Annotated in this window: 16 protein-coding genes; 4 read left to right on the top strand and 12 right to left on the bottom strand. The window is 37.7% G+C overall.

Annotation, left to right across the window (positions count from 1 at the left end):
• Nucleotides 1–208 precede the first annotated feature (208 nt).
• From BC008_RS06875 to BC008_RS06860, 4 genes are all read right to left on the bottom strand, one after another.
• Nucleotides 209–1,861 carry a serine/threonine-protein kinase gene (locus BC008_RS06875; RefSeq protein ID WP_027844152.1) on the bottom strand — a complete coding sequence of 551 codons (1,653 nt, stop codon included), beginning with the start codon at nt 1,859–1,861 and terminating at the stop codon, nt 209–211.
• Between the two features lie 553 nt (nt 1,862–2,414).
• Nucleotides 2,415–4,319 (bottom strand): glutamine--fructose-6-phosphate transaminase (isomerizing), encoded by a 1,905-nt coding sequence (gene glmS / locus BC008_RS06870; RefSeq protein ID WP_027844153.1) that lies wholly within the window; start codon nt 4,317–4,319, stop codon nt 2,415–2,417.
• A 972-nt stretch (nt 4,320–5,291) separates the two neighbouring features.
• Nucleotides 5,292–5,537 (bottom strand): photosystem I iron-sulfur center protein PsaC, encoded by a 246-nt coding sequence (psaC, locus tag BC008_RS06865; protein ID WP_012411495.1) that lies wholly within the window; start codon nt 5,535–5,537, stop codon nt 5,292–5,294.
• Nucleotides 5,538–5,989: 452 nt separating this feature from the next.
• Nucleotides 5,990–6,811, bottom strand: coding sequence for a hypothetical protein (locus BC008_RS06860; protein WP_027844154.1), 822 nt, complete (start codon nt 6,809–6,811; stop codon nt 5,990–5,992).
• Between the two features lie 840 nt (nt 6,812–7,651).
• Between BC008_RS06860 and BC008_RS06855 the strand changes: the two genes are divergently transcribed.
• Nucleotides 7,652–8,005 (top strand): DUF6464 family protein, encoded by a 354-nt coding sequence (locus BC008_RS06855; protein WP_058183363.1) that lies wholly within the window; start codon nt 7,652–7,654, stop codon nt 8,003–8,005.
• A gap of 320 nt (nt 8,006–8,325) precedes the next feature.
• On the opposite strand, the gene fmt is transcribed toward BC008_RS06855, so the two are convergent.
• On the bottom strand, nt 8,326–9,330 hold the full coding sequence (gene fmt / locus BC008_RS06850; RefSeq protein ID WP_027844155.1) for a methionyl-tRNA formyltransferase: 1,005 nt from the start codon (nt 9,328–9,330) through the stop codon (nt 8,326–8,328).
• 1,643 nt (nt 9,331–10,973) lie between these two features.
• Between fmt and BC008_RS06845 the strand changes: the two genes are divergently transcribed.
• Nucleotides 10,974–12,287: a hypothetical protein gene (locus tag BC008_RS06845; RefSeq protein WP_027844156.1), complete on the top strand. Its 1,314-nt coding sequence runs from the start codon at nt 10,974–10,976 to the stop codon at nt 12,285–12,287.
• A gap of 691 nt (nt 12,288–12,978) precedes the next feature.
• Here the strand turns inward: BC008_RS06845 and minE are convergent.
• The 5 genes from minE to BC008_RS06820 form a co-directional block, all read right to left on the bottom strand.
• The gene (gene minE / locus BC008_RS06840) at nt 12,979–13,290 is read right to left on the bottom strand and encodes a cell division topological specificity factor MinE (RefSeq protein ID WP_027844157.1); all 312 of its coding nucleotides are present in this window, start codon (nt 13,288–13,290) and stop codon (nt 12,979–12,981) included.
• Nucleotides 13,291–13,326: 36 nt separating this feature from the next.
• Entirely contained in the window at nt 13,327–14,136 is an 810-nt protein-coding gene (gene minD, locus BC008_RS06835) for a septum site-determining protein MinD (protein WP_027844158.1), read from the bottom strand.
• A 48-nt stretch (nt 14,137–14,184) separates the two neighbouring features.
• The gene (gene minC / locus BC008_RS06830) at nt 14,185–15,267 is read right to left on the bottom strand and encodes a septum site-determining protein MinC (RefSeq protein WP_027844159.1); all 1,083 of its coding nucleotides are present in this window, start codon (nt 15,265–15,267) and stop codon (nt 14,185–14,187) included.
• A 139-nt stretch (nt 15,268–15,406) separates the two neighbouring features.
• Nucleotides 15,407–16,735 carry a four-carbon acid sugar kinase family protein gene (locus BC008_RS06825; RefSeq protein ID WP_027844160.1) on the bottom strand — a complete coding sequence of 443 codons (1,329 nt, stop codon included), beginning with the start codon at nt 16,733–16,735 and terminating at the stop codon, nt 15,407–15,409.
• Between the two features lie 141 nt (nt 16,736–16,876).
• Complete coding sequence (locus tag BC008_RS06820) at nt 16,877–17,539, bottom strand: hypothetical protein (protein ID WP_027844161.1); 663 nt, start codon at nt 17,537–17,539, stop codon at nt 16,877–16,879.
• 24 nt (nt 17,540–17,563) lie between these two features.
• Here BC008_RS06820 and BC008_RS49305 point away from each other — a divergent pair, with 24 nt between their 5' ends.
• Together BC008_RS49305 and BC008_RS06815 are read left to right on the top strand one after the other, a co-directional pair.
• Complete coding sequence (locus BC008_RS49305; RefSeq protein WP_161938086.1) at nt 17,564–17,764, top strand: hypothetical protein; 201 nt, start codon at nt 17,564–17,566, stop codon at nt 17,762–17,764.
• Between the two features lie 422 nt (nt 17,765–18,186).
• Nucleotides 18,187–18,780: an SH3 domain-containing protein gene (locus BC008_RS06815; protein WP_058183362.1), complete on the top strand. Its 594-nt coding sequence runs from the start codon at nt 18,187–18,189 to the stop codon at nt 18,778–18,780.
• Between the two features lie 147 nt (nt 18,781–18,927).
• On the opposite strand, the gene BC008_RS06810 is transcribed toward BC008_RS06815, so the two are convergent.
• A complete protein-coding gene (locus BC008_RS06810; protein WP_027846964.1) occupies nt 18,928–20,217 on the bottom strand; it encodes a Glu/Leu/Phe/Val family dehydrogenase in 1,290 nt (429 codons plus the stop codon).
• A gap of 269 nt (nt 20,218–20,486) precedes the next feature.
• Entirely contained in the window at nt 20,487–21,764 is a 1,278-nt protein-coding gene (locus BC008_RS06805; RefSeq protein ID WP_058183361.1) for a tetratricopeptide repeat protein, read from the bottom strand.
• Nucleotides 21,765–21,868 lie beyond the last annotated feature (104 nt).

Raw genomic sequence — 21,868 nt, 5'->3', positions numbered from 1 at the left:
TAATAGCACTAACCCTACACATGGTGACCGTCACAACAGCAAATTTTCGTTGCGTAAGTCCTACTTATATTAGTGGTGATTGACATGAATATTGGTGCTTTCACTCAAACCAAAAACGTAAACTTAATCATCTGATTTTGCATCAAAAGCAAATAAGAAAGACTATTATTTTTGCTAATTAGCTTGAAAAGTTATGTAATAAATTTAACTATATTTTTGGCAGCCGGAGTCGTTTTTTAAATTTTTCTACTTGCTTAGGATCGCCAATAGCCTCAATTAAAGCCTTAATAAGTTGCTCAACACTAATTTCTGGGGATTGATCCAATATATCATCAAGAACAAAATTTGCGACAGGTCCAAGACAAAGCAGTAATTCTTGTCGACAATGCTCAATAAATTCTATGTTCAAAGCTACAGAATTTCCTTGCATTTTTTTCTTATCATATTTCATCACCTGATATTTTTTAGCTTGTTCAATACGTTGTTTAAAATTTTGTGAGCCTTTGGAGTCAGAAATTTTTGAAGCAAGGGATTCGATAAATTGTTCTTGCTTTATGTGTGGATACTCAGCCAAAATATCTTTGACCACAAAATGAGCAAAAGGACCAATGATACGATTTAGTTCCTGTTCGCAATAGTTTATAAATTCAGGATTAAGTGGCTGAGATATTGGCGTCTGTGATATTATCAATTCTGGTTCCAGTGGCTGAGATATCGGTATTTGTGATATTATCAATTCTGGTTCAAGCGGTCGGGATATTGATGTTTGTAATAAATCTCCTTTAAGTTTGGAAGAGGAATTCTGGTTAGGAAATTTTTGATTAAAAACTATATTTGCAGAACGTTGTATTTCTAACGAAATATTTTCAGATATTTTTCTCCTATTTTTCAAATTATTTACTTTCTGCTCTATAAGCTTAAATTCATCCGAAGCGCAAATTTCAGCGACTTCATGTTTTCTCTTCACTTGGTCGATATTAATTTCTATTTTTTTGACCGAACTAATAGCAGTTTTTTCTTCAATAAAATTTGGTAACTCTAATTCACGTAATACTTCATTAGCTGACTGATAGCGATCATCTGGTTTTTCTGCTAACATTTTATTAAGTATAGCAGTCAATCGGTCGCTTAATTTTACGTAAGAATGCCATTGCCAATCAAAATTTCGGTCTAACAATAAATCTGGTGCTTTTCCTGTCAAGAGAACGATAACACAAACACCTAAAGTGTAAATATCACTACAATAGTAACACACTCCTCTACGTATTTGCTCTACAGGAGCATAACCCCATTTACCTACAACAGAACCAAAGGAAGACCGTTTAGTATTATTCACAGACCAAATCTTACTGATTTTTTCTTTGGCTAAGCCAAAATCAATCAGTACTGGTTTCGATTGGTCTGTTCGAAGCATTATATTGTCTAAAGAAATATCTCGGTGAATTAGATTACGTTTATGGATATACTCTAAAACTGGTAGCATATCCCACAACCACTGATTTACCTCAGCTTCAGAAAATGGCTTCCCTGTTTGAGAAATGCGTTCCTGCAAAACTTGAGAATATGTTTTACCTTCAATATATTCTTGTACAATGAAAAGCCTTTGTTGATCTGTAAACCAAGAAATGAATTTTGGAATTTGTGGGTGATCCACGTTATATAAGATTTTTGCTTCTCTCTCGAATAACTCCTGAGATTTACGAAAAACTTCTTTTCCTCTGTTTGCAGGTACAAATTCTTTTAATACACAAGCTTCGCCAAAACGTTGGGTATCATATGCTAAATAAGTTCGCCCAAAGCCACCCTGTCCAAGAAACCTCTGAATTAGATAGCGATTACTAATTAATTTTCCAGCGTTCATTTGTTATTGCTTTTATGCTGTTTTTATTGGTAACTAGCATACAAAATTTACTAAAAGAGTGACAATTTGATATTCCTGTAGACTCATATCTTGCCGTGACCGTGACTTGTGCTTAAGGTACATCTCCTCGATTTAGATTTGAGTTATAACTCCTTCGCCCATTTTTTGGGAGTCAGAAGATAGGCTACTCAAGGTAAAAAATTGACCGCCAAGTTCAGATAAACAAAAAAGTTAGAAAATTTCAGCCACTGTAACTTTCTTAAATACGTTGTCTATCTCAAAAGTAAAAAAAAAGTTGGGAAGTTTCTCAAGCTTACGTTTGCGTAGCGCGTCACAAGGCTAAACAACGTTTTTTAAAGATAAAAAATTTGGAGAATTTGCTCAAATTTTTATTCTACAAGAGTTGCAATTCATAGAATTTATCACATTTCAAAAGATGTGAGTTATCTACCCACAAAAGTTATTTCCCAACTTTTTTGTTCACTTTCCAACTTTTTTGCTTATTTTCCAACTTTTTTGTACCTCCACAACACTTGTAGGAATACAATTTCAACTATTCCACCGTCACGCTCTTGGCCAAATTCCTCGGTTGATCGACATCCAAACCGCGACGAGCAGCAATATGATAAGCCAACAATTGCAGAGGTATGACTGCAAGTATGGGAGAAAGTAATTCATCTACTGCAGGAACCGGAATCAAATCGTTAAAGATATCTCCAGCTTCTCCATCTCTAATTGGTGTCACCCCAATTAATCGAGAATCCCGAGCTTTGGCTTCCTGGGCGTTAGAAATCACCTTTTCGTAAACAGTACCAGGCATTGCGATCGCAACTACTGGAACTTTCTCGTCCAACAATGCAATGGGACCATGTTTCATTTCCCCAGCGGGATAACCTTCGGCGTGAATGTAGCTGATTTCCTTTAATTTTAATGCTCCTTCCAAAGCGATCGGGAAGTTAATTCCCCTACCTAAAAAGATGAAGTCCTTGGTTTCGTTGAACTCATGGACTAATTCTTCTATATATTTTTCTTGAGTTTCTAATAATCCTTCAATTTCTCCTGGGATCTGACGCAACCCGTTAATGATTTCTTGTAATTTAGCAGAAGAAACTGTTTTACGCAGATATGCTAAATCTAAAGCTAAAGCATAGAACGCCATTACTTGAGCGACAAAAGTTTTAGTCGCCGCCACACCAATTTCAATTCCTGCTAAAGTATTGATAATATTGGGTAGCATTCGACCCAAACTGCTTTCAGGACGGTTGGTAATCCCCAAAAGTCGCGCTTGAAACTTCGGTTGCTGTTCTTTACGCCGTTCCTTTTCCATTTCCAAAGCTGCAAGTGTATCTGCAGTTTCCCCAGATTGGGTAACACCAATAATTAATGTATTCGGAGTTAACGGCGATGGTGCATAGCGGAATTCCGAAGCATAATGCACTTGGGTAGGAATTTGAGCAAGATGTTCGAGTAAATATTTACCTATTAATGCTGCATGCCAACTAGTACCACAGGCAACAATTTGAATTTGTTCTACATCATTGTAAATCTCTGGAGGTAAACCCAGATTAATTGGTGCAACATTGGAATCATTTGCAATCCAATCACTGTTAAAATAAGCTTCTAAACAATCTCTAACCACTCCCGGTTGTTCGTAAATTTCTTTGAGCATGAAGTGTTTGAATCCCTGCTTTTCAACCATCATGGGATTCATATTCAGCATCCGGGGGTGTTTCTTTAACCTCCGAGCGTTAAAATCATAAACTTCAACACCCAAGGGAGTTAGGCGAGCAATTTCTCCATTATCCAGTGGGAGAACGGCTCGAGTGTGGGATAAAATCGCTGGAGTATCAGAAGCACAAAAAAATTCACCTTGACCAAAGCCAATTACTAAAGGTGCTTGCTGACGAACCACAATTAATTCATCGGGATAATCTGCGCAAACAACAGCAAGAGCAAAAGCTCCTGTCAGTTGATTAACAGTTTTCCTTACCGCCTCAAAGAAGGGGGAATCAAAATTCGATTCTCCTCCCAAAGCCTTTTCTTCTTTGAGAAACTGAGCAATTAGATGGGGGATAACTTCCGTATCCGTATCCGAAAGAAACTCATAACCTTGAGACTTGAGTTCTTCCCTTAGCTCGCGGTAATTTTCCACAATGCCATTTTGCACTACTGCAACTCGCATTGCAGTGTTCATATGGGGATGGGCGTTATATTCCTCTGGTTTTCCATGGGTCGCCCAACGCGTATGTCCAATCCCGATGGGGGCTGGAGTTTCTAAATTTTCTACCTTGGAACGTAAATTATGTAACTTTCCTTTTGCACGGACACAATTAACTTCACCCTCCCAGATTGTAGCTAATCCTGCAGAATCATAGCCTCGATACTCTAACTTCTCCAAGCCTGCCAATAAAATCTCTGTAGCTGCTTGCGTACCAATATACCCAACTATTCCGCACATTTACTCACACCATGAATACAAGTATTTATTAACAAGTATAGTTTCTACCCTGAAGGCAAATTGTTATATAGAAATCTTCAACAACATTATTTGGATGCTTTCCGGAAAATAATTGACATTGGGGATTAGTGACTGGCGACTGGGGATTGGAGATTGGTAATAAATAATGTTACCGCACAGTAATTAATTAATTAGTGATATCATGTCCGGCAAAACGCTTGTAATAAGTTTCGTAGTAGCGCTTTAGGGCGATAGACAAATATTGGGGCTAAAGCGTTGCTACAAATATATTTTTTCATAAGTAATTAAGCGAACATTATATGAGTGATTGATTGGTTGGCTGGTTGCAGTTGTTATGTTGACCACAACCTATAAAGAGATGGTGTGGTGAGCCACAAACAGTTATCAGTTAATGCGCTACCGCGCACGCTAGAGGCTAACGCCGACGCCGCAGGCTCTAGCGTGCACGACCTAGCGTAAGCGTACTGTAAGTATTGTGCATTAACTATCAAATGATAACTATAATCCAAATAAAGAAACACTCACCATCCCAATATAGATGGCGAGTGAATTTTTTACATTCAAGCTGTAAAACTACTTATTATTTGTAAATTAATTGTTAACTTTTATAGGGACTTACGCGAAACTGAGGTTTTTAAACTTGATATTAATACTTAACATTAATAAATGTTACAAATACCTCCAGCCCGGATTAATTATGAGGCTATGCGTAAATCCCGTAGCTCAGAAACTCAATCACCACCGAAATGTGATAGGAGTCAGGATTCAGTAGTCGGGAGTCAAAATTAATCATGGAAAACTAAGCAAAATAATATGCTCATCCGCTAGGACAAGTTCTGCATCTCCACGATCTTCGCAATTAGTTTAGAATCATTAGAATTTAAATGCCTAATATAATTGCTCCTCATGTCTCCTGACTTCTGTATTCTGACTTCTTCTTAAATGAATTTCTTAATAAGCTAGACCCATGCTGCGGGTGGTTTCAGCTCCGAGATAAACCCGAATGCTCAAAAAGTCGGTAGGACAAGCAGTTTCGCAACGCTTACAGCCTACACAATCTTCGGTACGTGGGGAGGAAGCTATTTGAGCAGCTTTACAACCATCCCAGGGAACCATTTCCAATACGTCGGTAGGACAAGCCCGAACGCACTGCGTGCAGCCAATACAGGTATCGTAGATTTTTACGGTATGAGACATTAAAAACAGGCTCCTTTTTTAAGTGTTCTTCTCTGTGAAGAGATCCGTAATCAAGGCTTAGTCTACCGCAGTGCACTAGTCGGCGTAATAATTCAGCTACATAACTTTAAAGAATGTAACAAGACCCAAATTAAAATTTCGTAGATCCGATTTCAACCACCATGAAAAAATCTTCGGAAAAGACTTTTACAGTAATGGCTGACTTTACGCCTTTAGGACAACAGCAACTACTTTCTATTAAATTGTAAGAGGAAATACTAGTTTATCTTCAATGTACAATCTCTAATTATTTATATGGCACTATATCAAAAATGCTTATGAATCAATGCTGACAAATAAAACATTCAAGAAAATATAAACCAGTAGTGAATTTTAAATCTTAGTAAATACATCGCTAAAGCATATAAACCGGTATAAATACACTGGTAAAAACACTGGTAATAATTAGAATACTAGCTTGTATGAGATACTATTTGTCTTTTCTTAATAAATCTTGCAATTACTTCTGTAACTTTCTTGGTGTTTTCTTGTCTCAAAAAATAACTGCCATAACATATTTTTAGTGGTAATGTCTGATTCTTTGCAATTAGTAACTTTACTCGGTAGGCTTTTAAACCTTGACTTAATTTTTCTTCAAAATCAACACTAACGATATCGGTTAATGAATGTTCCACTGTAGTAGTAAAAAATAGTAACCATCGTCTTTTATAAATCATAGAATCTCGAGAAGAATCGAAATCCCAAGTAACAATCTCGCTAGAAGCAGCTAACCAAAGAACATTCAGTAAAATTATCCCAGCAAAAACCCAGTCAATAAATGGCGTACCTTGGTGAACGATCAAAGAATTTTGCTTTTTGTCATTGATAAAATTGTTGATTTTGAGCGCGATCACATTTAATTCTGTCGTTTCTAAGTTAGATTTATCCGTACGGATGAAATGAAGCGGTACACCACCTTTTTGTGTGAGCAAAACAATTTGCTGGTATACTGACTCACTATTATTCACTGGAATTTTGATAATTTGAGCTTTTCGCATTTGCACTAAGGGAATCTTTCTCAATTCCGTTTTGAAAAACTCCGACCCTAATAACTTACAGTTCCCCTCGTTTCCCGTAAATCTTTCACAACTCAGGACATGTGCTCTTGTTAAAGGAGATAGGGCTTTGGTTAATTGAGGTATTAGCAGTAAAGTACAAAAACCAAAGAGCATCGAAATCAACTTCGGTACAAACCGAATTCTCAGTTGAGCATCTGTATGTTTTACAATCGCCATGATTTAAATCAAACAGTAATCACATCCTTCTCAGTTAAAGTATATAAAAATACTAGTGTGCTGTATATCTATTAATCAAAAACTTGACATATATCGTGATTAAAACTTTGCGAACGATAATTTTCAAGTCTGCTAATTTACATAAAAATTAAATACCACCAAATTTTTGATATTTTATAGCCAAAATTATTCAGTCTCATGTTATCGGAGTGTAGCAATAAATTTATTAGAAAGATATTCTATACAAATTGGTGCAGATTACAAAGAATATACATGATACATATGATTCTCAAGTGTTTTTATTTAAAATAGTATGCCACCCTTCTTTTTCAAGAACTATTATTAGTAGACAAAATTATTGACATCACTTATAGATATCTAAAGAAAAACTATATCTATCTTTTCACCAAAAAAAACTTCATAACTGTATCAAAGGATAGAAAATATAAAATAAGCTAGAATCTTAGGCAAAAGTTTAAAATCAAGATATTCTATCTAAATTTTTAGTCCGATCTAATTGATAATTTAATCATTAAGAGTAAACAAATCACAGATAGAGTGATTTTTATTACTCGAAGCTGCTGGTATCGGGAAATAGAAAATTAAGCAAGAATAATAGATAACTTTTTCATCTTTTTTTTACTTTTATAACTTCATTAATCGACGAATGATTGTTACTTTTAGAACATTTTGTTTATGTATAAATTTAATTTAAATCGCGATCGGGATAAATATATTGCTGTAATTTAATTGAAACTTAAAAAATTGCTAAACGTAACATAAAATCGTTAAGGTATTACAAGTTGCTGCGTTATTATCCTTCTATCTTTACAAGTAGCTATGGAAGCGGATTCTTTATCAACAGAGATAATTTTGATACATCCACATCAGACTTTAGGGAAAGTAAAACTTGATTGGATGCCACAACCAGGAAACTACCTTGAATTTTATGGTCAGACTTATACTGTATTGGAACGCCGTCATCGCTATCAATTGAAGACAGGGCGTTACCAATTACACCAAATTGCTCTTTATGTACAGTGTGCGACAAGACCAGATGAGAAGAGTTGGATTGATGGACGTTGGGTCATTGGCGATGCAAGTTGTTCTTATAATGCTTGTTCTGAAATGATCCGCTGTGCAGTCAATCCTGATGGTCCTTGTAAATCTTGTAACTTTTACGAAAAATCCTGACAACTATACTCATATTTGTTTTTAGAGTCTAGGACAAATCCAGAATCTAAAAAACATAAGATATAAAAACGGAAAATTCAGAACAAATCCCTAATCCAGAAATCGAATAATAATCAGTAAACTAAAATGTTCTAACAAGTAAATTAATTTTTTGGTTGTTAGAATTATCAGAAAAATTAAGAGAAACAAAATTCGTCTGGATTTGGCTTAGTATGCTGAAGTTTCTGTGAGTAAAATGTCTCCTACTTCTCTTCCCTGGGATATATCAACCTGAATTATTCCAATGGAATTAAAATTAAAACCTTTGAAAATTAAAACCTCTAGGAGTTGGGTCCTAAAATTTCTCCGACCTTTAAGCGACAACCATTAACAAAATCCCATCCAGATTGGGGTCGTTTACCCGGAAGTTGAACCTGATATAAAAGCAATAAACCATCACCGGTCTGTACTACTGGACCTTTTCCTTTTATGATGCTGAATACTTCCCCCGGTTTAGGGGATACTTCCGGTAACTTAGGTAACTTCTGCTGAATTTCTTCCATTTCAGATGGAACTTCACCATCAAAATTAGTACAAAAAGGAATTGTAGCAGTAACTTTAAGTGGCTGTTCGCGAAAAATAGTGTTGCAATTGGGGTAAAAAGCCCGGATCTGATTGTGCAATTGCAAAGCACCCACTGACCAATCTAACTGGTAATCTTCTTTCTTTATTAAAGGTGCATAGGTTGCTTCAGAATCGTTTTGATCTATTGCTTGAATTTCTTTCTTTTCCAGTTTTAACAGAGTTTCTACTAATAAATCCGCACCACTCGCAGCCAGTTTTTGTGCTAAATCCTGTGTATTGTCAAGCAAACCGATTGGTGTTGTAGCTTTCATGAGCATGCCTCCGGTGTCCATCCCAGCATCCATTAGCATGGTAGTAATACCAGTTTCTGACTCGCCATTGTACAAAGACCATTGGATCGGTGCAGCCCCACGATATTTTGGTAGTATCGACCCATGTACGTTAATACAACCCTGTGCAGGTATATCTAATATTTCTTGAGATAGAATTTGTCCATAAGCAACTACCACAAATATATCGGCTTCAAACTGACGGAGTAGCTCTAAAACTTCAGGATCTTTTTTGATTTTTTGGGGTTGCAGTACAGTTAGACTATGAGCACAGGCAACTTCTTTTACTGGTGAAGGGGTTACTTTATTACCTCTGTGACGACGTTTGTCAGGTTGGGTGACAACTGCTAAAACTTCAAATTCCGATCTATCTAACAAATTTAACAGCGTTGGTACGGCAAAGTCAGGAGTACCAAAAAATACTACTCTCATCTTCATGAAAACTAAATAATTAATAGTTAATCATTAGGGATAAATAGCTAATAGTCAATAGTACAATTAGGAAATGTAATTTTTGAAAAATACTTTTTTATAACGCTACAAAGTCGTAGTTATATAAACTCATAACTCATTTAAAGTCTACATAGTCATATAAATAAAAATTAAAGTGAAATTTATCACTACCTTTGTAAAGTATTTTTCAAGCGATTACTAGTCTTGCCTAATTAAAGTATTTAATTCACCAATAGATTAGAAAATCAGGAAAAATATAAATATAGGATGAAAATAAACACAAAATGAAAGATTATTATGCCCTGTAACCACAAAATTAGCAATTAAATGTAGAGCAAAGTAAGTAGAACAAACCAAGTAAAACAAATCAAATATAGTTTTATGTCTTAGAAAAACTAAACCTTTGTTAAGTAAAGCTTTTGTAACTCAAGCCTGATGAATCAAATCAAATATTAATAAATAAAATACTTCACATAAGTCGTCATCACAATCATTTAAATCGAAACATATCTGTTTCAATTGTTACTCATGTATTACATTGTTTAAACATTCTAAGGAATAACATCTCTAAGAAATAACAGTTTTAAGAAAAAATTATTTAAAAAAGCTGTTAATAGCAGCAGATACTAAGTAATTATATAGTCACTTTTACGAAATATATATTTTTCTAGCCTATAAAATATTCCATTTAAAACTACTTTGTGAAGTAAATAAAGATTTAGTTTCGTTATTGCCGAACAAAGCATATTTTGATATGATTACGGGGGAGAAGCAAAAATTAAATATAAGCTTCTAATGCATCTACTCTTGATAAGGAAATAACCTAATTATATTCGTTGTATATACATCAAGGTTATAAGATGGTCAGAGTCTGTCGCTAAGTAGAAATATCGTACTTGAGCTTGGTTCGGTTTCGCGATTAGACACGTGAATCGGTTTTTCCCCTTGTGAAAGCTATTTTGAGTTAAATAGCAAGTGACAATTTTCAAAGTGATATTTCAGGAAATCTTAAGCGCGACCAGGCTTTGTATTTTCTATAACTCAAATCAGCTGGTGCTCTTACCAAACATTTGTTCTGCGAACCTGGTAATTCCATAAATAAATAGATTTTACTTTCAGCAATCAGATCCAATTCCAGCGTTCAACTTCACTAGTTGTTTGCTATATTTGAAAATCCAACTAGATGTTCGTAATAAATAAAGACTTAATAGAAATCAAACTTTTCTGACCCATCAGTTAAGTTTAAGGATTTACACAAATCCTCCAATAAATCGGGGGTATCGGGAGGATAGGAATCTTCAAGTATCGATAATTGGACATTATGTTGATAAAGGTGCAAGTCCTAGTTTTGTTGGGGGGCAAAACTTCTGCAACGCAAGAATTATCAAATTGTTAGTATTCCGACGATACTGGGAGATTGGTTTTTTATCAGCATCGTAACCTGACATGCAGTAGTTCATGATACATGATTTTCCAGAAATGTGCGAAATTTATGTAAATTGAGTAAACTATAGCTATAAATATCTAAGTTCTTTGTTATACAAGTATTTGTAGTGTTCCCTGTGGTCCCCCCCTAAGTCTTGAACCTCACACCGCAACCCCTTTTAGAGAGTCAAAGTTAGATGCTTAAATCCCTTTTATTATCAGGATGGTTCCGCGTGCAACCGTTCTTAAAATATGTTCTAGTTGTCGTTTTTATTGCTCCACTAGTTGCTGCATCAGGTAGTTCTAGTTCTGCAAAACAATCACAGCTGGCTAGTAGTATTCACTCAGACAGAGAAAATTTAGAACCTGAGTTAATATCTACACTTGTTTCTGGGGATACCGATCTTAATCGAGATCGTTTAGTTTCCCAAATTGACTCCACATTTAATCAATTTAATTCAGTACCAATTTCTATTGCTGCGGTTGGTAAACCAAGACTTATTCAGGCGGATGCTATTGATTTTTTGTCAGAAGCTGAAAATAGTGACCAAACGGAAGACACAACTGACAATGAATTATTAGCGGCTGTTGAATTAGCGCCATCAACCAATGCAAATGCAGCTTCCTGGTCAAGCAAGGAAATTCCTAGTGACCGCAAGCTAGTTGCTCGCTTAAAATCACACAAGGTGCAAACTTTAGTAAGAGTTGAATCTTTAGATGGAGATTCGGTTGCTCCTTGGGCAAAAGCTGTAGAGTCTGAAATCAAGCAGATACCAGTTCAAGAGGAGCCAGACCCAGAAAGCTTAGCAGCACAACAACAAGATCCATTAGCAAGTCCCCATCCCATTCCTTGGAAATGGATTATGGATACTCAACAGAAAATGAGCGCTAAAGGTGGTTCAGGAGTTCGTTACTACCGCAGTGTACCTGTGGTTTCTCCAGATGGTAGATATGCTGTTTACAGCCGAGTACAGCTAGAGGCTGAGCCCGAACTACATAAAAGTCGTGTGAGCAGCGTTTTATTTATTGAAGATAGAAAAACAAAACAGTTACGGGTAATATCTTCAACTTCTCGTAATACAGATGTCTTACTGAAAGTTAAGCATGACCAAGCAGACCGAAATGGTCAGGGAACTTTAGGGGTGTTAGTTCCTGTGAGTTGGTCGAAACAAGGCGATCGCTTCTTAGCTCGTTCTTTTGTATCTAAATTTCAAACATCAGACGGTTCAGATAGTGCAGTTATCTGGAACCGACAAAAAAATAACGTTGACGAAATATCTCCAGAAAATAAAAGAGATTCCCACGAGCAAGTAGCAGTGATGTTGGGTTGGAGTCAATCTCAACCTGATAATGTTCTCTTCCGCACTGGCGAACTAGGTGAAGAGGAATGGCCTTTAGTTGCAGTATCCAATGATGGTCAAACATTTGCAGCAGAAAAATTAGACCAACCAATTACATTTGGTAGTAAAGTTTCCGATGTTTGGGATCAGTCAGAGGTCGCTTACAGATAAAAGAGTTGATAAATATTAAATATCAATAATTTCCCGTTATGCTTAACAAACAGCAATAACGGGTATTTTTTTATGGGTATAGAGCTACGCGCAAGTAAAAAGTCAAAAGTGACCGCGTCAGAGCCGGATGTTAAACCTTAGCGGTAGCTTGGTAGATTGCACGCATCTGACTATATTAGCGCTTAGCGGCTAGCAAAGCGTAACGGCTCCGGATCCGTAGGTAGCGGCTCCGGATCCGTAGGTAGCGCAGCTATAGGTAGCGCAGCTATAGCTATAGGTAGCTCAGCAAAATCAAATATGACCTGCAGTCACGCAATACCTACACTGCGGTTAGAACATGACAAAGCCATATAACTAACGTCACGCTATCACTAACATCGTAGATGCTTCTAACGCTAGACACCAATAAAAGCTTACAAATGATAGCTTTTAGCGTCTCTACGACGTTAGCGGATCCATAAGGTAGCGTAGCTGTAAGACAAACAGAATTTACTAATCTTCTAGCCTTGTTACGTAGTGCTATATTTCAACTCATGAGTAATATTATTCATCAGTTTCTACCGAGATTTTGCATTGCAACATCCCTAAAATTTTCTCTAAATTTGATATGCTGCCTAACTTTGATTTGTTAATTAAAGTTACATTGTGATAATTTCAACACAGGGAAAAATACAAGTACTAATTAGAAAAGTTATTGGGAAGCTTCGCTAGTATTACCCTGGCTATTAACCTGGCTATCAGCTTCCTTAACTCTGCGTATCGGTACGTTAGCAATTAAAGCAGAAGTGCGATCATTACTTTCTAACGAAAATTCCAAACCATCCGACTCTACTTCCACATAGCGACAAACAATTTGTAGGATTTCTTGCCGCATTTGGTTTAACATTTCAGGACTTAAATCGGCGCGATCGTGAGCAATCACCAATTGTAGGCGACGTTTGACATGATCGCGACTGTTTCCACTAGTGCGAAACAGAAGTCGTTCAAGAAGTTCGAGAATCATTGTAGCCATTAGTGCTTGAGCACAAGTGTTTAAATATTACAGTATCTTTGTCCACAACAATCTTCGGAGACGGGAGAAGATGTTGTCGTTGGGTGAATCAAGATCGAGAAATTCAACCGTTTCTCCTTCCAATCTGCGGGCAATATTTTCAAAAGCTACAGTAGCTAAAGAAGAATTCTCTGATGATAACACTAATGGTTCACCGCGGTTGGTTGAAACGATTACACGTTCATCGTCAGGGATAATTCCAATTAGTGGAATCGCTAAAAGTTCCTGAACGTCCTCCACTGACATCATATCATCGACTCGTACCATTGCGGGTCTGATCCGATTTACGATTAAGTGGATACGCTTAATACCTTGTGCTTCTAATAACCCAACTACCCTGTCAGCATCGCGAACGGCTGCAATTTCTGGAGTTGTTACAATTAAGGCCTCTTTTGCAGGAGCAGTTGCATTTTTAAAACCATTTTCAATGCCTGCAGGACTATCAATTAAAACATATTTATATCTTTGTGCTAGAGCATTGACAAGTAATTTCATTTGTTCGGGAGAAACTGCATCTTTAGTACGATTTTGAGATGCTGGAAGTAGAACTAAATTTGGTTGTCGTTTATCTTTGACTAGAGCTTGCTCCAAACGACATTCTCTAGCTAAAACTTCCACAGCCGTGTAAACGATGCGGTTTTCCAAACCTAACAACAAATCTAAATTACGCAAACCAAAATCAGCATCAACTAAAGCAACTTGACTTCCGATTTTGGCTAACGCCATACCCAGATTGGCTGTAACAGTCGTTTTACCTACCCCTCCTTTACCGGAGGTAATGACAATAATACGGGTCATGATATGAGCACGCTCGATGAGGAATTAGCAATATATAGAATAAAAGATTTACAGCTCCAAATCGGTTTTGGGTAACTGCGTCCTGGTAAAATCAGTAGCCCTAGCTACACGTATTCCTTCTAGGGTGACGTAAGCCACTTCTGGATAAAATTGCGTCAGAGATTTTTCTGGCGCTCTGGCTACAGCATCTGCAATTCTTAACTGGGTTGGTTCCATTTGCAGTGCCATAATTTGGCATTCGCGGTTACCCTTAGCCCCAGCATGAGCAATACCACGTAAACGACCCCAAACTAAAATATCGCCATCAGCAATTACAATCCCTCCTGGGTTGACATCACCCAAAACAACTATTGTTCCAGGATGACGAATTTCAATTCCAGAACGGACTGTCATCTGCATATAGAGTGCAGCACCTGGAGCAGTTGCATGTTTCGGCTCGGAACTTAAAGCCTTGGGTGCTTGCATTTGTTCCACCGAATAACCTGCAGAAACTGCAGCAATTGCTGTTTGACGACGATTAGTAGATACTGATTTTAGTTGGATTTGGAATTCACTTAAAGTCTCTGCTAACTGTTGTAGTTGTCTGCCATCTAAAAGGCGATCGCCTGCTACCAGATGTAAGTTGGTATTTGGCGTTCGTAAGCGATAGCTGGCATTCAATCGCACCTTAATTTGTTGCCAAATTTCTAACCAATGATGTTCCGCATTACTGAGTTCTGATTGGGTAGGCAAAATTAGTAACAGTCTTCCACCTTCAGTTTTAAACTGAACTTGGACATCGTTTCTCAGACTGTTCTCTTGCAGTGCTGTATCGTATAGTTGTATACTGTTAGTCTCAGTATCTATTTCGCCTTCTTGAGATTCAGAGATGGCGTTAGTGGGTTTCGAGTTATTAGATTTTGATTCATTAGATTTTGATTCATCTTCAGAAGTTTCAGGTTTTAGCCTGGGACTGGAAGATTTAACATCTGTGTTGTTAGCTTTTAACTCGAGACTAGAAACAGTGGATTTTGATTCTCCATCAACAGCAGCTTTTGATTTTGGCTTTATATCAGACACATCAGATTGTGACTCTACATCAGGGATGGCAGAATTAGAATCTAAATCGGGAATGACGGAATCGGAAGTCATGCAACACCAGCCAAAACAGAGGTAGTAACCTAGTAATTATGAAGGACGATCGATTATCCCAGAGCAACTATAATGACTTTTTAGTTAAAATATTTACACTAATTGACTCTGAGTTTTGGTTTCCTAAGTTTTTTATTTCCTAGGTATTTGGTTTCCTGAGTCTTCTATAAGTCAGGCTTAGAGCATCAGCATCACCAACATTACCTGGGAAAAGTACTACAGGTAAATTCGGAAACTGAGGATGCTCCGCAGTTGTCAAAATTATTGAACAACCAGGTAAAATTTGACCGAGCAAGCGCGCCCAAGTCAAATTTAAACCTTTGCTAAGTACATCATTAGAAGTAATTCCCCCTTTGCTGATTAAAAATCCTATATCAGATGGTAAACCGCGAACAATATCCATTAACAAGTTGGAAACTTTTTCTCCAAATTGCAACCTTGTTGTGACATCCTCAAAAGTAAGTTCTTCGCGGCTAGTATATACTACTGGTGTTTTTCCAGATTGATATGCTGCGTTAACTTTTTCGAGAATTTCGCTTAGCAGTTTAGCAGATGTATTACCAGCATCATTAGCTAAGCGGGATACATTCACTTCTATACCGGCAGTGCCAGCAGTTTGCAACAGTACTTCTAATTGTTGAGTTGTCTTTTTTACATGTGAACCAACAATTACAGCTCCTGGATTACCATCTCTGACGTAATCAGACATATTTTCAGGAGCGGTTGGTTGGGAAGGTAAAGCGGCTAATGCTGTCAAGATACTTGCTGCCGAACGGAACAAAAAACGTTTTCCTTGACTTGCAGCACTGAGCAAATCTCGAGCAAATAAATTCAGATCGGCTTGGGTTTCACCATCAACTACAGCACATTGATTGTCGCTTAAACTCATCAAGCGTTCCAGACTTCCAGTACGAATATCTTCTAATAAAAATCTTTCTACTGAGTCTGAATTAATTTTTCCAGCGGTTTTTTCTTCGACATATTTTGGTAGATAGCTATAGTGATAGCCAAATACAGAATCTCGGGCAAATTCAGTCTCATGCACTGGTGTGGGAACGCCATCAATGATTAAATAATGTATGCTATCACGAGTTACCCGCCCGCCTTCAAAAAAAGCTGGTACTAGAAAATGAGCGTCAAAGGATCCTAATTCTTCAGCGATCGCGTCAGTTTCGATGGGATAATGTCCCCGCAACGTTGAATCAGAGCGACTAACTACCAGAAAATCTTTAGTTTGGGTTTCTTCCAATGCTTGTTTTAAATTTTGACAAACTTCTTTAGTTACAGAGGCTGCTTGTTCTGGGGTCAAAGACCTTGTATTGGTTAAAATAAAGAAAATTGGCGCATCATCCCTGAGTCCCCGACATAAAGTTTCCACATCCCAACGCATCAGCAACAAACAACTATGAACTGTTTGCGAACCTGTGGGATCGTCATCTAAAACAATTATTTTTGGTTTGGAATTCATGTTAAAGTCAACGGCTAAGAGTTAACGGCGCGACTGCAATTCTAAAAAGATGGGGTTTTCGAAAAAGATTGGCTTTTCGAAGAATTCATCTTCTTCGAAACAGATTAATTTATGGAGATTGACTCCACGGAAACTTCCCGCTTACATTTTTCGTAATTTTCTAATTTGGTCTTGCACGTCAAGAGCTATCTGCAAAGATTGATTCAAAAGTTGAGCGTATTCGCTGGCTTCTGAACTAGCTTGTAAGGCTTGCAGATTAGATAAATTATCAATTAATAATTCATGCTTCTGAGCAATTAACTTTTTATTATCCCGTAAAATTCGCTCTGTTTTCAAAGCCCGAACTAAATCTTCTCTGATTAATTTTAAAGCGGCGATTACTTTTTCTCGGTCTTCGAGATTACTTTGTAAATTTCCCGAACTTGCTAATTGGTCGTTAATATCTATGGCTTCGATTAGTTTATGATATTCATCAACTTCATCTAAAAGTTTTGCCAGACTTTGTGGAGAAACCTTGCGTCGCCACAACCATCTTCCAAGAAAAACTAGTGTGGGAACAACGATTAACAATAGAATTGCTAGTTTAATGGAAGAACCAATTATTGGTAAAATAATAAATGCATAAATAAATCCAATAACTATTGGAGTTAGGGCTAGCGCCACAATTAATTCATTAATAAAAAAATTCAGTCGCTTTTGGCGATTTTTAAAAATAGAAGGTCGAAAAATATCATCGGGGTCAAATCCACTTAAGTGTCTTAATTCCCCTTTAGAAATTTCTAAGCCTAATAAATCTGGCTGCAGCACGGTTAGATTAATATCTTACAAGTGTTAGTTAGATTAATTTTAATTGGGATTGGCGACTGGCGACTGGCGACTGGGCATTGGGGATTAGCGATTGGGAAATTAATTTTTCTTTTAGTTCACGATCGCTGGCTGCTATTTTATGTTTTCAGGAAACAATTGATACTTGTAGCAAGTCTCAGACGAAAGAAAGGGTTGGGTTACGTATTTTCACCGCTCCCCTAACCCAGGTAATATAAGGAGTGCATCATAAATACACTCATCCCTACTGTAGAGACGAGAAACTTCACGCCTCTTTAATGGTCTACAAAACACAAAATATAATTTCCAGATCGGGGAAAATATCATAACCATAAGCAAAAGCAATTTATTTCAGGGAAATCACTGATTTTTATTAAATAATCTTAAATATCAAGATTTTCTGATTTTTAGCAGTAGTCTATTCTTGATTGGTTATTTCATTTTTTTATTAAGTATCTCATCAAGATTTTCCGAGCAATCTTACAAATTTGCTCGGATTTCTGGAGTTTATCCTCAAATCTATAAATATTCTTGTCAAATATTTCTTTATTTTCGAATATTTCTAAAATCCCACTCTGAAGTCTTGTAGGGAAAAATAGTGCTAGATATGATGAAATCTTAAAATTATGAATGGACAAGAAGTTGCTTTAAGCGGTACCGGTGTTCTCAGAACCAACTCACAAACCGAGAATAGGGTAAATATTCGTTTGGGTCCATCATTGAGTGATGGCATAATCACCCAAGGAAGAGATGGGGATAAAGTTGAAATCTTCAGTAAAAGTCAGCCTGCTGGTGATACCTACACCTGGTATCAAATAAAATTTGGTTCGGGAGCAAATGATATTGGTTGGGTACGGGAAGATGTAATTAGAGTGAACTTGAACAGCAATCCTAATCCATCTGATACAGATACTCGGTTACGTTTCAAAACTGATAGTAAGACTGTGAGGGTTTATGAAGAAGACGGACAAGTCTACATGAATGTCTACGATAACCGATCGCAGGTTACAGACCCCAACGGAATAGCTGTTGCAAGAATTCCCCAAATTTATCGCGATGATGAATCAATTAGCTACATCGCACATCAAGACCGATTTGCATATTACGTAAGATTTATTCCTTTCGGCGAAATCGATTTCATTATTAGCGATCGCAATAACGGTAACGTTCGTACACAAGAACAAGGTTTTAGTGCGAGTGGTACTGAATATCAAAGATAGGTAATGGGTAATAGGTAATAGGTAATGGGTAATAGGTAATTGGTAATTGGTAATTGGTGATAGATCCAAAATTCTTTACATCTTCCCTATACAGTCGCATTACTTATTTCCCATTCCCTGTTCCCCGTTCCCTAATAACTGATAATTCTAAGGATACAGACCGCGATCGCGTAATGCTTGAGCGACTCTCCCTACACCTAGGACGTAAGCTGCTAATCTTAAAGGAATTTTTCTGGCTTTTGATTGTGCGATAACTTCACGATATGCTCGCACCATCAATTCTTCCATTTCTTGGTTGACGCGTTGCTCGTCCCAAAATAAGAAAGAAAGACCTTGCACCCACTCTAAATAACTGACGACCACACCACCAGCGTTAGCTAGGATGTCTGGTAATATAGTAACTCCCCGCGCTGTTAATGCTTGGTCTGCTTCAAGGGTTACTGGTCCATTCGCAGCTTCGGCGATAATATCCGCTTTTATGCGATCAACATTCTCATCGGTAATTTGATTTTCTAAGGCTGCAGGAATTAAGACATCACAGGGTAAAGCTAGCAAATCTGGATTACTAATAGGTTTGGCTTGGGGAAAAGCAACTAGGTTGCGACGGTTTTCCTTTGCGTAGGTAAGTAAAGCGGGAATATCCAAACCAACTTCTGAATAAACACCACCCGCACCGGTAGAAACTGCAATAATTTTTGCTCCTGCTTGATGTAACAAGAAAGCTGCAGCACCACCGACATTACCAAAACCTTGAATGGCAATTTTCGCACCTTTGAGGGACTGACCCCGATCTGCAAGCGCTTCCCGGACAGTAATCATTACACCGCGTCCCGTCGCCATTTCCCGTCCTCGGGAACCACCGACAGATATGGGTTTACCCGTAACGACTCCGGGTACAGCATGACCCATGTTGACAGAATATGTATCCATCATCCACGCCATTTCCCGCGCAGATGTACCCATGTCTGGTGCGGGGATATCAACTTCGGGACCGATATCTTTTATTAACTCGCTGATATAACGTCGAGATATCCGTTCTAATTCACCGACGCTGTAGGTTTTGGGGTTAATTGCAATTCCTCCCTTGGCTCCACCATAGGGAATACCCACAAGTGCACACTTCCAAGTCATCAGCATTGCTAATGCCGAAACTTCCCGCAGACTTACTGCAGGATGATAGCGAATACCACCTTTATATGGACCTAAAATATCGCAATGTTGTACCCTATGTCCCGCCAAAACTTGGATGTTGCCGTTATCTCGCTTGATGGGAATAGATACAGTAACAACTTTGCGGGGATTACTCAATATTTCTAATAGACCTGCTTCTAACTTTAATTCTTTCCCGGCTTGGTCTAAGTAGCTACAAGCTTGATCAAAGGGACAAATATGGGCTGGAGTTGGAGTTTCTAAGGGTAATGAAGGAGAAGAAACCATAATATTTTCTGATAGTTGCGGGGTTACCGCTGATAAGATATTTAATTCCAGCCTAGCTTTTTTTCTTCTACTTTTCTGGAAAAATGTAAAATTCGTTACTTTTTTAAGTTTCGTTTTATATTATGTGACGATCTGTAGTAGAGACGCGTTAGCGGATCCGTAGGTAGCGCAGCTAGAGCCTACGGCGTCGGCGTAAGCCTCCAGCGTGACCGTAAGGTCATTATTTCGCGTCTCTACAAGGATTTTGGGTGAAAGTAAATTACCAAGCTTCATCTTCTTAACTGACGCAAGGTAAAGGTAAAAATTCCCTTGGCAAATAACCACAGTAGATAAAACGGTAAAATTGCGATCAGCAACAAAATTCCCACAAAATTACCCAGCCAGCGCCTCAAAATACCAATTGGAGTTTGTTGAACTTGTAAGGCTGTCAAATTTTTTCGCACTGTTACTGTAGTGGGATGATTTACTCCTAACACCCGTTCACACATCTTCAGGGCTTGTTGATAAAGGGGTTCGGCTTGGAGGTACCTTCCTTGCTTTGAGTACAGCAATGCTAAATTGTTCAAGCTAGTAGCCACATCTAGATGGTCGCCTTGAAACAGGTGCTTTCTCATCTGGAGGGCTTGTTGATAAAGGGGTTTGGCTTCTGTGTACCTTCCTTGACTTGAGTACAGGAGTGCTAAATCACTCAAGCTAGTAGCCACATCTGGATGGTCGCCTTGAAACAGGCGCTTTCTCATCTGGAGGGCTTGTTGATAAAGGGGTTTGGCTTTTGTGTACCTTTCTTGGCTTGAGTACAGGAATGCTAGATTGTTTAAACTAGTAGCCACATCTGGATGATCGCCTTCAAAAAGAACCTTGCAAACTCGTAAACATTGTTTATACCAAGGTTCTGCTAATTCATACAATCCTTGTTCTTCATAAAATTTTCCAACCCCTACAAATACCCAGATAACTTCTTCTTTAAGAACAACTTTTTCCTCAAGAACTGATCTAGGGTAATTTATTTGTTCTGCAATTTCTGCAATTAAACTTCTTCCCAACTCTTCCAGATAAGGATTTGTAATTTCCAATAATTTAATATCTTCAGAAGTTGGTGATTGGAGAATATTTTTGGTAATACTTATCATCGCAATCGCGAATCTTCTTTCCAGAACTAATTTTTTACTAGATTTTGCTAATTGTGCTTGCAAAAACCACCGTACTAGGGAATGAATTTTGTAATATCCTGATGTTTCTTCAAGGAGTTGGAGTAAATTGCGTTCGTAGAGTTGCTTTCTCGCTTCGTTTAACTCTTGTTCTGACCAAGTTAGTTGTTTTTCTTCTTGTTCTTTATCATCTTCTATAGCTACCCAAACAACCAAGTTCCAAAGAATTGATTGAGGAGAAAATAAACTTAAAAATTTTCCTAATTGTTGCGTTAGGGGTTCGAGTTTTTCCCAAGTTAAAGCAAACGCGGCTTGAACACCCAGTTGAGTTGAATTGAGAGTTTTCCGGTCTTGTAGGGCTTCTGCTGCTAATTTTTGCTCTTGCAACCTTTGCAGCATTATAGAAAGGGATATTTCGGGGTCTTTAACTAAATATAGCAACCGCCAGGTTAGCTAGGACGCTAAAGTCAAGACATGCTCCATGGCTTCTCGCAGTGTTCCAA

Origin of the sequence: Mastigocoleus testarum BC008, from assembly GCF_001456025.1 — a bacterium.
Taxonomy (GTDB): domain Bacteria; phylum Cyanobacteriota; class Cyanobacteriia; order Cyanobacteriales; family Nostocaceae; genus Mastigocoleus; species Mastigocoleus testarum.
Note: the sequence above shows the minus strand (reverse complement) of the source record. Positions and strands in the feature narration are given on the sequence as shown.